The sequence below is a fragment of the Paracoccus sp. MKU1 genome (genome assembly GCF_001447385.1).
In the GTDB taxonomy this organism is placed as follows: Bacteria; Pseudomonadota; Alphaproteobacteria; order Rhodobacterales; family Rhodobacteraceae; genus Paracoccus.
Genome location: NZ_LLWQ01000110.1, coordinates 1 through 13,516 on the forward strand (window position 1 = coordinate 1; position 13,516 = coordinate 13,516).

Genomic DNA, 13,516 nt, shown 5'->3' on the forward strand with positions numbered 1-13,516 from the left:
AGGTGCTGGCCGCCCGCGAGATCAAGATCAGCATGGATGGCAAGGGCGCCTGGCGCGACAACGTCTTCGTCGAGCGCCTCTGGCGGACCATCAAATACGAGGAGGTCTATCTGCGGGCCTATGCCTGCGTCTCGGAAGCCCGCGCCGGGATCGGCAGGTATCTTCGCTTTTACAACAGCCGTCGGCCTCATTCATCACTTGACGGGAAAACGCCCGATCAGGCCTACTTCAACCAGCCGACACCCGAAGCGGCGGCGGCATAATCGAGGCGGAAATCCACTTAAAAAACGCCCCGAACCTGTTCAGATAAACCGAACCACCTCTTTCCTGACCCCCAGCAGATCAAGGAGCGCTGGCCGCAGGTCCGCACCGAGGACCTGAAGGGTGCGCTGTTCCACCCGAGCGACGGTTATATCAGCCCCGCGGACGTGACTCCGGCCATGGCGCAGGCCGCGCGCATGGCCGGCGCCAGCATCGAGCGCAAGATCCAGGTCAACGGTTACAAATGGACCGGCGAGGAATGGATCGTCACCTGCGAGAAGATGGTCGAGAAGGGCGGCAACCTTATCCCCTCGGGCAAACAGTTCGAGATCCGCCTACGCCCCCGCCGGTTTCGACGACCATGCCGCGCGCAGCTTCCGCCGGGGTGGCTGGTGGCAATATGCCAAGGCCGAGGCGATCCGGGGTGCCGCCGGGCTGATCGACGCCTCGGTCTTTGCCAAGCATCGCATCCATGGCAAGGGAGGCGACGGCCTTCCTCGACTGGTTCACCACCAACAAGCTGCTCAAGGGCGGCAGCATCAACCTGACCCATGCGCTGACCGAAGCCGGCACGACGCGGACCGAATACACTGTCGTGCGGCAGGCCGGGGACGATTACTCCCTGATCTCGGCCGGAGCCTGGGCGGATTACGATGGCGACCACCTGCGCAAATTGGCCGAGGAGATGGAGGGCGCACTCGGCCAGGTGATCGTGCGAGGCATCACCACGCAATGGGGCGTTTTCGCCATCGCCGGGCCGGACAGCCGCGCCATCCTCAAGGAGTTGGTGCGCGACGCCGACCCCGAGACGGTGCTGGGCAACAAGCGCTTCCCTTGGCTGTCGATGCGCAATATCGAGTTGGGCTGGGAGCTGCATCGAGTTCGGCCGTTACCTCTGGGACCAGCTGATCGCGGCGGGCTGAAGCTGGTCGGCGCCCGGGCGCAGAACTGGCTACGGCAGGAGAAATCCCATCGCGCCTTCGGCTCCGAGCTTGGCCGCGACGCGACGCCGCTCGAGGCCGCGCTGGACCGCTTCGCCGATCTGGACAAGGCGTTCAACGGCAAGCAGGCGATGCTGGACAAGGGCGTGTGCTCGAAATGCTGCACCCTGTTGATCGACGGCCAGTCCGATGCCGATCCCTGGGTACGCGAGACGCCCTTGACCGAGGATGGTTCGACCAAGATCGATCGCCTGACTTCCGGTGGCTGGCCGGCAGCCTTCTGCAAGTCCATCGGCATGGGCTATATCCGCCCCGACCTAGCCGAGCCGGGCACACGGCTGAAGGTCCGGATGCAGCGACAGCTCTGGGACGCGGTGGTGACCGAGGACAACCCCTATGACCCGGAAAACAAGGTGATCCGCGTCGACGGCTGACCCTCCTCCCCAGTCGCAGATGCAGGAAGGGCCCGGCTTGATGCCGGGCCTTTTTATCGCTGGGCCAGTCGGTTACAGCAGGAAATCCGCCCCGACCAGGCTGTGGCTGCCGTTCAGCGCCACCGAGAAATCCACCCGGCCGTCGCCATTGGTATCGGCCAGGATCGTGGTCACATTGCCGGCCCGCTCATAGCGCAGCTCGCCTGCCGCGCCGGTAAAGGCGCGCTCGCCGATCAGCCGGAAGGCTTGGTCGCCGGCAAGCCCGGCATTCGCGTCGATGCTGCGCAGGTCGATGCGGTCGCCCTGGGCGTGGCTGAAATCCTGGATCAGGTCGCGCCCCGCCGCTGTGACGCCCGACTCGCCCAGGCCCAGGAACACGAACTGGTCGGCGCCCAGCCCGCCGTTCAGCCGATCCGCGCCCGCGCCGCCAATCAGCACGTCATTGCCGGCACCGCCCAGCAGGCTGTCGGCCCCGGCGCCGCCCAGAAGCCGGTCATTGCCGCCCCGGCCATCGAGTTGGTCGTTGCCGGCGGCGCCGTTCAGCAGGTTCGCCGCAAGATTGCCCCAGAGCCGGTCTGCAAAGCCCGAGCCGTCCAGGTTCTCGATGCCCAGCAGCAGGTCGCTGCCCTGGCCGCCGCCGATCGCCTGCGTGCCGGTCGTTGCCAGGTCAACCCGCACGCCGCCGGTAGCCGCGCCATAGCGCGCCGTATCTATGCCGAGCCCGCCGCTCAGCGTATCGTTACCGGCCCCGCCGATCAGCGTGTCATTGCCGCCGGCCCCGGACAGCAGGTTCGCGGCAGCATTGCCGGACAGCAGGTCGGCGAAGCCCGAGCCGTTGACGTTCTCGATCCAGCTCAGCGTGTCGCTGCCCTGGCCGCCGCCGATCGCCTGCGCGCCGTTCAGTGCTAGGTTCACCCGCACGCCACCTGTGGCCGCGCCATAGGCGACCAGGTCCACGCCCGCGCCGCCGTCCAGCCGGTCGTTGCCGGCCCCGCCGTTCAGCGTGTCATTGCCGGCGCCGCCCAGAAGCGTATCGTTGCCCAGACCGCCAAGCAGCGTGTTGTTGCCGGCATTGCCAGTGATCCGGTTTGCCAGCGCATTGCCGGTGCCGTTGATGCTGGCCGAGCCGAGCAGGGTCAGGTTCTCGACATTGGCCTCGATCCCGCGCGAGAAATCGGTGAGGACCGTGTCGTTTCCGGCATTCGCCGTCTCGACCACCCGGTCGCCGGCCGTGACGTAATAGCTGTCGTTGCCGGCACCGCCGACCAGATCCTCGGCCGCGCTGGTGCCGCGCAGCACGTTAGCCCGGTGATCGCCGATGGACCAGTTGTCATCGGCGATGCGGATCTCGACCACCTGCGTGCTGCCGCCATCGGCGAAGGTCATGTTGCCGGTCAATTCGACGACGAGATAGGCGGTCTCGGTGCCCTCATGCACACCGTCGCGCAGCGCCGAAAGGGACATGTCGACCTGATCGTTGTAAGGCCGGGTCGAACTGATGCTGATCGAGCCGCGGCCCGAAGTCGCGCCGATGTCGGCCGCAGTCGCCGTGCCGCCGCTGGTCGAGACATGATAGCTGTAGCTGACCCAATGATTGGTCATGCCGACGAAATTCAGTGCTATGCCGACGCTTTGACCCTCGCGAATGGTGATGGTCTCGGGCAGGTCGGCGACATAGGTCGTGGGCGCAGGGGCTGCTGTGCCTATGATCTCGAACGAGGTGTCGAAACCCAAGGCACGCAGTTGGTCGTTGGTATAGACGCGCTCGTTGCCGTAGATGTCGGTGATGCGGACATGGGTGACATCCACCGGCCCCGACATGTTGTTTGCCACCAATGGCCGTATCTGGGCAGAGCTGCCATCCGACCAATCGTCGCTGTAGCCATCAAAAAGGACAAGAGGGAAGCTGCTGGTCGAGCTACCGAATGACCAGTTCAGGGAACGGTCGAAGAACACGGCTACCTGGTCGATCTCGGTGCCATCGATTCCGGTGGCAGAGAATTCGGCAGCGACGGCACCATTCTCCAGATCCACCACATCCGGCAAGTCCAGCGAGGTCAGCACCGGCGCCGCGGTGTCGGCGCTGGTGCTGGTGATCTCGATCGAGGTATCGACGCCAAGGTTGCGCAACGCATCGGCCGAAACCGTGGTCCGGTTGCCTAGGTTGTCGGTGATCTCGACGCGGGTGATGTTCAGCTGCCCGGCGACGTTATGCGGCAGCACCTGCACGGTATAGCTGTGGTTGCCATCGGCCCAGTCGCTGCTGCCGCCATGGATGATCTGGAACTCATAGGCGCCGGTTTCCGTCGCCAGCGGGCGGTCGTAATGGACCGTGACCTGGCGCACCCCATCCGGGTCCGAGACATGGGCGGCAAAGACCGCCGCAACCGGGTCGAGATTCAGGGCAAGGGTGGAGGGAGCGGTAAGCGCCAGAAGGCGCGAAGGTCCGGAGTCGGGCATGATCAACCAATGGTAAAAAAATACGTGATCCTTGTGCCTTACCCTTTCCCGGATTGCCGCAGTAGCTGGCGATTAGGACAGGTTTCCGAACGCCGTGCTTGCGATTTCAAGGCGCACGGCCGGTGCACCCGCAGTGTACGCTCGGTGTACGCCGGTCACAGGCGATCTTTCTTTGATATCAGAGGATTGCCGGAGCCGTTGCGCGCCCTGCGCACGCCCCGTTGCGCGTCCGCCTCAGCCGCGCAACGCGCCCAGCCGGCGGGTCAGCTCATCCCGCAGCGCCACCCGCTCTTCGGGGGACAGAAAGGCGCCCAGCTCGACCTCGCGTCGGCCGTCGGTCAGCACCAGGTAATCCTCGACCGGACCATTCGCGCGCAGCACTGCCCGGACCCAATAGGGGTTCGTCTGCCAGATGCGGTCGGCACGGCCCGGGTCGCTGCGCACCAGTTCGAGCTGTTCGCGCGACAGGAGCATCACCTCCTGCGGCACCCGGTAGCTGTGCCGGATCGCCACCCATAGCCCCCAGATCGCCAGCGCGGCAAAAGGCAGCAGGCCCCAAAGCACCGCCGTTCCCACCACCGCGACCAGCGGCAGCGCCAGGAAGCCCGCCGTCAGCCCGATCACCCAGACGAAGCCGCGCCGGGGCAGAGCGCGATGCGGCCAGACCTCGAGCCGAAAGCAGACGGCCCCGGATTGCTCCGGGGCCGTATCGTGCCATGCATAGGGCATCTTGGATCGATGCGCGGGATCAATGCGCCTGTGCGCGATCCCAGTCCTCGCGCTTGGGCAGGGTCTCGAAGGTATGCTCCGGGGGCGGCGAGGGCAGGGTCCATTCCAGGGTGTCGGCATGCTCGTTCCAGTAGTTCGGGACGTTGACGCGCTTGCCGGCGAACAGCGTGTAGAACACGATGCCGATGAAGAACAGGAAGGACGCGAAGGAGATATAGGCGCCGATCGACGAGATGTTGTTCCAATAGGCGAACTCGACCGGGTAGTCGATATAGCGGCGCGGCATGCCCTGGCGGCCCAGGAAGTGCTGCGGGAAGAAGATCAGGTTCGAGCCGATGAACATCATCCAGAAATGCAGCTGGCCGGCCCATTCCGGGTATTGCCGGCCCGACATCTTGCCGATCCAGTAATAGACCCCGGCGAAGATGCCGAAGACCGCGCCCAGGCTCATCACGTAGTGGAAATGCGCCACGACGTAATAGGTGTCGTGATAGACCCGGTCCAGCGGCGCCTGGCTCAGCACCACGCCGGTCACGCCGCCGACGGTGAACAGGAACAGGAAGCCGAAGGCCCAGAGCATCGGCGTCTTGAACTCGATCGAGCCGCCCCACATGGTGGCGATCCAGGAGAAGACCTTGATGCCGGTCGGCACGGCGATGGTCATGGTCGCCAGCATGAAATAGGCCTGCTGGGTCAGCGACATGCCGGCGGTGTACATGTGGTGCGCCCAGACCACAAAGCCCAGGATGCCGATCGCGGCCATGGCCAGCACCATCGGCAGGTAGCCGAAGATCGGCTTCTTGGCGAAGGTCGAGATGACGTGGCTGATGATGCCGAAGCCCGGCAGGATGATGATATAGACCTCGGGATGGCCGAAGAACCACAGGATGTGCTGGTAAAGCACCGGGTCGCCGCCGCCCGACGGGTCGAAGAACTGGGTGCCGAAGTTGCGGTCCATCAGCAGCATGGTGATGGCGCCGGCCAGCACCGGCAGCGACAGCAGGATCAGCCAGGCGGTGATGAAGACCGACCAGGCGAACAGCGGCACCTTGAACAGCGTCATGCCGGGGGCGCGCATGTTCAGGAAGGTGGTGATGATGTTGATCGCGCCGAGGATCGAGCTGGCGCCCGAGACGTGGACGGCAAAGATCGCCAGGTCCATCGAATAGCCCGCCTCGGTGGTGGAGAGCGGCGGATACAGCACCCAGCCCACGCCCGAGCCCGGCTGGTCCGAGCCGCCCGGCGCCAGCAGCGAGGCGATGCCCAGGGCCACACCGCAGACATACATCCAGTAGGAGAGGTTGTTGAGCCGCGGGAAGGCCATGTCCGGGGCGCCGATGTGCAGCGGCATGAAATAGTTGCCGAAACCGCCGAACAGCGCCGGGATCACCACGAAGAACATCATCAGCACGCCGTGATAGGTGATCATGACGTTCCAAAGATGGCCGTTCGGCGTGCATTCCGCCGAGGCGTCGGCGATGAGCCGCGCGCCTTCCAGGCACATGTATTGCACGCCGGGATGCTGAAGTTCCATCCGCATATAGACGGTGAAGCATACCGAGATCAGGCCGACAATGCCGGCCGTGAACAGGTAAAGGATACCGATATCCTTGTGGTTGGTTGACATGAACCAGCGGGTGAAAAACCCGCGGGTGTCATGATGGTCACCGTGGCCGTGAACGGCTGCGTCTGCCATGCGTGGACTCCCTAGACATGCGGCTGGCCGGCCCAAGGGCCAGCGGACTCGCGTTGGTTCTAGCCCACAATCCTACCCCTCGCAATGCGAAGAAAGGACTAAAAGTCGCGCCCCTGCGTGCTTTTGCCGCATGCAGGGGCAGGTCGTCGGCGCCTCGCAGCGGCGCGGGAATCAGTTCGTTTCGCCCTCGGCCGCGGGTTCGGCAGTGCCACCCGCATCGGGCGAATGCTGCGTCAGGAAGGCCACCACATCGGCCTGGTTCTTGCCCATCTTGAAGGTCATTTTGGTCTTGGCGCCCGAATCGCCGGTCTGCTTGACCAGCCAGGGCTTGGGATCGGTGACATATTCGATCAACTCGGCCTCGGTCCAAACCATGTCGGGGTTCTTTTCGGCGACCTCAAGGATGCCGTCGCCGTATTTGAAGCCCTCCTCCGAGGCGATCTTGCGGCCCACGATGCCGTAGAGGTTCGGCCCGGTCTTGCCGCCCTTGACGATGTCGGTGCCGTCCGGGGCCTGGACCATGTGGCAGGCCTTGCATTTGTTGAACTCCTTCTCGCCTTTGGCGGCGTCGCCATCCTGGGCCACGGCGGGCAGGGCGAGGGTGGCGGCGGCGAGAGTGGCATAGATGCTGATCTTCATCGCTTTTCCTCTTGGGTATCGCTCTTGTCCGGGGAACGGACCTCTCCGTTTCCCGCCTGACAGGGCTAGCACGCGTCAAGCTTTCCGAACACAGGAAAAAGGTCGCAGATCGGATAAGGGTGAATTTGTCGCAGTGCGAAAATCAGCCGGCGAGCGGCGGGAAGTTCCGCGCGAAGCTGCGGCGCAGCGCGTCGTCCAGATCGCCCATGCCGACCGGCAGCCCCATGTCCACCAGGCTGGTGACGCCGTGGCCCGAGATGCCGCAGGGCACGATGCCGGCGTAATGGCTCAGGTCCGGCTCCACGTTGATGGCGATGCCGTGGAAGCTGACCCATTTGCGCAGCTTGACGCCGATGGCGGCGATCTTGTCCTCGCGCATGGTGCCGTCGAACAGCGGCGCCTTGTCGGGCCGGGCGATCCAGACGCCGACCCGGCCGTCGCGGATCTCGCCCTTCAGGTTGAACTCGGCCAAGGCGTCGATGACCCAGCTCTCCAGGGCCTTGACGAAGGCGCGCACGTCGCGGCCGCGGCGGTTCAGGTCCAGCATGACATAGACCACCCGCTGCCCCGGACCGTGATAGGTATATTGCCCGCCGCGCCCGGTTTCGTGCACCGGAAAGCGCGCCTCGAGCAGGTCGGCCGCCTTGGCCGAGGTGCCGGCGGTGTAGAGCGGCGGATGCTCGACCAGCCAGACCAGCTCGCCCGCCCGGCCTTCGGCGATGGCGGCGGCGCGCGCCTCCATGAAGGCTGTGGCTTCGCGGTAATCGGTCAGGCCGGGGGCGGTGATCCATTCGGTCATGCGCGGTGAGATATTCCCGGGCGCGGGCTGTCGCAAGGGGGGCTGGGGCTGTGCCGGCGGATCGGTTCGCGGTGGGGGCTGTCTGCCCCCACGCCCCCGAGGGTATTTCCGCAACGAAGAAGCGGGAGAAGCGGAGCCAGATGATGAATCTGATGCAAGATCATTGTGCGGATGTTGAATTTCACTAAATGCCTGTCTGCGGCTATACAGCACATCTGATGAAACGCGCGGACCGACACATGACCTTGCCTCTTTCTCCCGTCTTCGACGCCCTGCGCGCGGCTGCGCGCGACCGCATCCTGATCCTCGACGGCGCGATGGGGACGCAGATCCAGCAGCTTGGCTTGAAGGAGGACGATTTCGCCGGCCATGGCGCCGGCTGCGCCTGCGGCTGCCACCCGCCCGCGCCGGGCGAGCATCCGCAGCAGGGTAACAACGACCTGTTGAACCTGACCCAGCCCCAGGCGATCGAGGAGATCCATTACCGCTATGCCAAGGCGGGCGCGGATATCGTCGAGACCAACACCTTTTCCTCGACCACCATCGCGCAGGCCGATTACGGCATGGAAGCGGCGGTTTACGACCTGAACTTCCACGGCGCCCGCATCGCGCGGCAGGCGCTGGACCGCGCCACCGCAGAGGACGGCCGGTCGCGCTGGGTCGCCGGCGCGCTGGGGCCGACCAACCGCACCGCCTCGATCAGCCCGGACGTGAACAATCCCGGCTATCGCGCCGTCACCTTCGACGATCTGCGCATCGCCTATGCCGAGCAGCTGCGCGGGCTGGTCGACGGCGGCGCCGACCTGATCCTGATCGAGACCATCTTCGACACGCTGAACGCCAAGGCCGCGATCTTTGCCTGCGAGGAGGTGTTCGAGGAGAAGGGCCAGCGCCTGCCGGTGATGATCTCGGGCACCATCACCGACCTGTCCGGGCGCACGCTGTCGGGCCAGACCCCGACCGCCTTCTGGTATTCCATGCGCCATGCCGCACCGGTCACCATCGGGCTGAACTGCGCGCTCGGCGCTGCCGCCATGCGCCCGCATCTGGCCGAGCTTTCCTCGGTCGCCGACACGCTGATCTGCGCCTATCCCAATGCCGGCCTGCCGAACGAGATGGGCCAATACGACGAATCGCCCGAGGAGATGGCCGCGCAGGTCGCCGAATTCGCCCGCGAGGGGCTGGTGAACGTGGTCGGCGGCTGCTGCGGCTCGACCCCCGAGCATATCGCGGCCATCGCCCGCGCCGTGGCCGACCTGCCGCCGCGCGCGATCCCCGAGATCGAGCCGCGCCTGCGCCTGTCGGGGCTGGAGCCCTTCGTCAAGACCGACGACATTCCCTTCGTCAACGTGGGCGAGCGGACGAATGTCACCGGGTCCGCGAAATTCCGCAAGCTGATCACCAACGGCGACTATGCCGCGGCGCTGGACGTGGCCCGCGACCAGGTCGAGAACGGTGCCCAGATCATCGACGTCAACATGGACGAGGGGCTGATCGATTCGAAGCAGGCGATGATCGACTACCTGAACCTGATCGCGGCCGAGCCGGACATCGCCCGTGTGCCGGTGATGGTCGACAGCTCGAAATGGGAGGTGATCGAGGCCGGGCTGAAATGCGTCCAGGGCAAGGCCATCGTGAACTCGATCAGCCTCAAGGAGGGCGAGGAGAGCTTCCTGGCCCAGGCTCGGCTTTGCCGGCGCTACGGCGCCGCCGTGGTGGTGATGGCCTTCGACGAGACCGGGCAGGCCGATACCGAGAACCGCAAGGTCGAGATCTGCGCGCGCGCCTATGACCTGCTGGTCAACACGGTCGGCTTTCCGCCCGAGGACATCATCTTCGACCCGAACATCTTCGCCATCGCGACCGGGATCGAGGAGCATGACAATTACGGCCTCGACTTCATCGGCGCGACCCGGCGCATCACCCAGGCCCTGCCGCATGTGCATGTCTCGGGCGGGGTCTCGAACCTCAGCTTCAGCTTCCGCGGCAACGAGCCGGTGCGCGAGGCGATGCATGCCGTGTTCCTCTATCACGCCATCCAGGCGGGGATGGATATGGGCATCGTCAATGCCGGCCAGCTGGCGGTCTATGACCAGATCGACCCGGGCCTGCGCGAGGCCTGCGAGGACGTGGTGCTGAACCGCAAGCCCAGGGCCGGCGGCACCGCGACCGAGAACATGCTGGAGATCGCCGAGCGGTTCCGCGGCGAAGGCGGCGCCAAGGCGCGCGAAAAGGACCTGACCTGGCGCAGCTGGCCGGTCGAGAAGCGGCTGGAGCACGCCCTGGTCAACGGCATCACCGAATATATCGACGAGGATACCGAGGAGGCGCGGCTGAACGCCGAGCGCCCGCTGCACGTGATCGAGGGCCCGCTGATGGCGGGCATGAACGTCGTGGGCGATCTTTTCGGCTCGGGCAAGATGTTCCTGCCGCAGGTGGTCAAATCGGCCCGGGTGATGAAGCAGGCGGTGGCGCATCTTCTGCCCTATATGGAGGCCGAGAAGGCCGCGGCGGGCGGTGCGGGCGGCTCCTCCAGCGCCGGCAAGGTGCTGATGGCGACGGTCAAGGGCGACGTGCACGACATCGGCAAGAACATCGTCGGCGTCGTGCTGGCCTGCAACAATTACGAGATCATCGACCTGGGCGTGATGGTGCCGGCGACCAAGATCCTGGAAACCGCCAAGGCCGAGAAGGTGGACATCATCGGCCTCTCCGGCCTGATCACCCCGTCGCTGGACGAGATGGTGCATGTCGCCAGCGAAATGGAGCGCGAAGGCTTCGACATCCCGCTGCTGATCGGCGGCGCCACCACCTCGCGCGTGCATACCGCCGTCAAGATCCATCCGCGCTATGCCAAGGGCCAGGCGGTCTATGTCACCGACGCCAGCCGCGCCGTGGGCGTGGTGGGCAGCCTGCTCTCGGGCCAGAAGAACGCCTATGTCGAGACGATCCGCAGCGAATACATGGACGTGGCCAACAAGCACGCCCGGGCCGAGGCGGACAAGAAGCGCCTGCCGCTGGCCGCCGCCCGCGGCAATGCGCTGCGGATCGACTGGTCGGGGTTCGAGGCCCGGGCGCCGGAATTCCTGGGCTCGCGCGTGATCGAGGATTTCGACCTGGCCGAGATCGCCCGCTATATCGACTGGACGCCGTTCTTCCAGACCTGGGAACTGAAAGGGGTCTACCCGCGCATCCTCGAGGACGAGAAGCAGGGCGCGGTGGCGCGGCAGCTCTTTGCCGACGCGCAGGCCATGCTGAAGCGCATCATCGACGAGCAATGGTTCCGGCCGCGCGCGGTCATCGGCTTCTGGCCGGCGAACCGGGCCGGCGACGACATCCGGCTGTTCACCGGCGAGGATCGCGCCGCCCCGCTGGCGACCCTGCACACCCTGCGCCAGCAGGTGAGCAAGCGCGACGGCCGCCCGAACGTGGCGCTGGCCGATTTCGTCGCCCCCGAGGGGCATCGCGACTATGTCGGCGGTTTCGTGGTCACGGCCGGCGGCGAGGAGCAGCAGATCGCCGACCGGTTCAAGGCCGCACATGACGATTTCTCGGCCATCCTGGTGCAGGCGCTCGCCGACCGCTTTGCCGAGGCCCTGGCCGAGATGATGCACGAGCGGGTGCGCAGGCAATATTGGGGCTATGCCGACGAAAGCTTCACCCCCGAGGAACTGATCGCCGAGCCCTACAAGGGCATCCGCCCGGCGCCCGGCTATCCGGCCCAGCCCGACCATACCGAGAAGCTGACGCTGTTCCGCTTGCTGGACGCCACCGCGGCGACCGGGGTCGAACTGACCGAGTCGATGGCGATGTGGCCCGGCGCCTCGGTCTCGGGCCTCTATATCGGCCATCCCGAGGCCTATTATTTCGGCGTCGCCAAGGTCGAGCACGATCAGGTGCTGGACTATGCCGCCCGCAAGGGTATGCCGGTCCGCGAGGCCGAGCGCTGGCTGGCGCCGATCCTGAACTATACCCCGCAGGCGGCCGTCGCGGCCGAGTGAAAAGAAACCCGCGGCGGCTGAAAAAATGCCCTTTTCATCCGCCGCGCAAGCGTCTATGAGACGCGAGCCTACGGACGTGCGGTCGTGGCGGAATTGGTAGACGCGCAGCGTTGAGGTCGCTGTTCCCTAACCGGAGTGGAAGTTCGAGTCTTCTCGACCGCACCAATATATTGCCCATGACAACCCCCTGAGCTACAAGAAAACCTAGCAAATCAGGCCCTTCCCGTGGCCGGGTTTCATGGGAATCCTGCACGGACTTTGAACAGTCTTTGCGTGACGGTGCTCAGAAGTGCTCTGAGCACAGCACGGAGGCGGAGATGGCTTCGGGCAAAATCGCAGGCGCGCGGCTGATCGGCGGAACGTGGCACTCTGCAAGCGAATCCCGCAGCGCCTGCGGGATGCTTCTGCCCGAGTTCAAGCGTGGCTCCATGCGCACGAAAGACCCCAGCGAAGCGCGGCGGATGGTCCGGGCGATGCTCGCCGAGCTGGATGCGTTGCAGGCTCAGTTGGATTCGGCCGCGAACCGCCTATGGCGTTTCGACCGGCTGACGCCGGGGGAGAAGAAAGACGTTGTGTCGGAAGCTGACCAGAACGTCGCAGCGCTCCCTCATGATTACAGACAACTCGTTGACGCCGCTGGGGGCGTGTTCGACGCTGGGCAGGTCATGCGCGGCACGAGGTCACTGCTGCCTTCCTCACGGCAGGGAGGGGTGCGGAATACGCTCTCAAAGACGACATCCGCGAAGGCTACGACCCGGAGGCCGCCCCTCTCCGCATTCGCAGAAGCATAGGTCACATACCCATGAAGTGTTTCCCTTTCTGGTCTTTCCGTGATTCTCTTTTTCCATGCGAGGCAGGGGAAGATGGCGCGCTTCGATCTGACGGATTTCGAGTGGTCGGTGATCCAGCCGTTGCTTCCGACCAAGGTGTGCGGGGTGAAGCGGGTGAATGACCGGCGGGTGCTGAACGGCATTTTCTGGCGGCTGAGGACCGGGGCGCCCTGGGCGGATGTTCCAGCGCGCTACGGTCCTTACACGACCTGCGTGAACCGTTTCAACCGCTGGCGTCGGGCGAGGCACTGGGCGCGCATTCTGCAAGCCGTATCAGCAACTTACCAAGGCGATATCCAGATGATCGACGCGTCTTCGTTCCGGGTTCACCAGCATGTCGCCAACGGTCCAAAAAACATCTCCGATCCCGTTGCATGGGTCGCCCAGGCGGCGGGCTGACGATCAAGATCCACGCCCTGGTCGATGCTCTCGGTCGCCCGATCCGCCTGAAACTGACCGAGGGCCAAGCGCATGACGGCCGGTGCGCGGCGGATATGCTCGGGAGCATCGGCACCAGCCAGACCCTGCTGGCCGACCGGGGCTACGACAGCGATGGCCCGCATCGCAGCCTTGCCGCGCGCGGGGCCGGAACCTGCATCCGGCTGATGCCGACGCGAAAGCGCCGTCCGGCTTTCGATCCGATCCTCTATCAACAAAGAAACAGGATCGAGCGGTTCTTCAACAAGCTCAAACACGTCCGCGCCGTCGCAGCCCGCTATGACAAGC

The 13,516-nt window shown here is 65.3% G+C and carries 9 protein-coding genes, 1 tRNA gene and 2 pseudogenes; 7 read left to right on the plus strand and 5 right to left on the minus strand.

Annotated features, from left to right (window positions below; translation table 11 throughout):
- On the plus strand, positions 1-263 hold a 263-nt coding region (locus tag AQY21_RS07140), incomplete at its 5' end, for an integrase core domain-containing protein (RefSeq protein ID WP_058097038.1).
- Positions 264-317: 54 nt separating this feature from the next.
- Positions 318-1,636, plus strand: a pseudogene (locus tag AQY21_RS07145) (FAD-dependent oxidoreductase); the annotation flags it as partial.
- A gap of 72 nt (positions 1,637-1,708) precedes the next feature.
- On the opposite strand, the gene AQY21_RS28540 reads toward AQY21_RS07145, so the two are convergent.
- From AQY21_RS28540 to lipB, 5 genes are all read right to left on the minus strand, one after another.
- Positions 1,709-4,096 (minus strand): calcium-binding protein, encoded by a 2,388-nt coding sequence (locus tag AQY21_RS28540; RefSeq protein WP_058097040.1) that lies wholly within the window; start codon positions 4,094-4,096, stop codon positions 1,709-1,711.
- A 234-nt stretch (positions 4,097-4,330) separates the two neighbouring features.
- Positions 4,331-4,825 (minus strand): DUF2244 domain-containing protein, encoded by a 495-nt coding sequence (locus AQY21_RS07155; protein ID WP_058097041.1) that lies wholly within the window; start codon positions 4,823-4,825, stop codon positions 4,331-4,333.
- A 19-nt stretch (positions 4,826-4,844) separates the two neighbouring features.
- Positions 4,845-6,521: a cytochrome c oxidase subunit I gene (ctaD, locus tag AQY21_RS07160; RefSeq protein ID WP_058097042.1), complete on the minus strand. Its 1,677-nt coding sequence runs from the start codon at positions 6,519-6,521 to the stop codon at positions 4,845-4,847.
- Positions 6,522-6,692: 171 nt separating this feature from the next.
- On the minus strand, positions 6,693-7,160 hold the full coding sequence (locus AQY21_RS07165) for a cytochrome c family protein (protein WP_058097043.1): 468 nt from the start codon (positions 7,158-7,160) through the stop codon (positions 6,693-6,695).
- 142 nt (positions 7,161-7,302) lie between these two features.
- A complete protein-coding gene (lipB, locus tag AQY21_RS07170) occupies positions 7,303-7,959 on the minus strand; it encodes a lipoyl(octanoyl) transferase LipB (RefSeq protein WP_058097044.1) in 657 nt (218 codons plus the stop codon).
- A 239-nt stretch (positions 7,960-8,198) separates the two neighbouring features.
- On the opposite strand from lipB, the gene metH reads away from it, so the two are divergent.
- The 5 genes and pseudogenes from metH to AQY21_RS28980 all read left to right on the plus strand — a co-directional run.
- Positions 8,199-11,960, plus strand: a complete 3,762-nt coding sequence (gene metH / locus AQY21_RS07175) for a methionine synthase (RefSeq protein ID WP_152988145.1) — start codon at positions 8,199-8,201, stop codon at positions 11,958-11,960.
- Between the two features lie 78 nt (positions 11,961-12,038).
- Positions 12,039-12,125, plus strand: a tRNA-Leu gene (locus tag AQY21_RS07180).
- Positions 12,126-12,277: 152 nt separating this feature from the next.
- Positions 12,278-12,751 carry a hypothetical protein gene (locus AQY21_RS07185; RefSeq protein WP_058097045.1) on the plus strand — a complete coding sequence of 158 codons (474 nt, stop codon included), beginning with the start codon at positions 12,278-12,280 and terminating at the stop codon, positions 12,749-12,751.
- A 72-nt stretch (positions 12,752-12,823) separates the two neighbouring features.
- Positions 12,824-13,063: pseudogene (locus tag AQY21_RS30000) on the plus strand (transposase); the annotation flags it as partial.
- The coding region (locus AQY21_RS28980) for an IS5 family transposase (protein ID WP_255374795.1) at positions 13,063-13,516 on the plus strand (454 nt) is incomplete at its 3' end. The pseudogene AQY21_RS30000 and the gene AQY21_RS28980, both read left to right, overlap by 1 nt.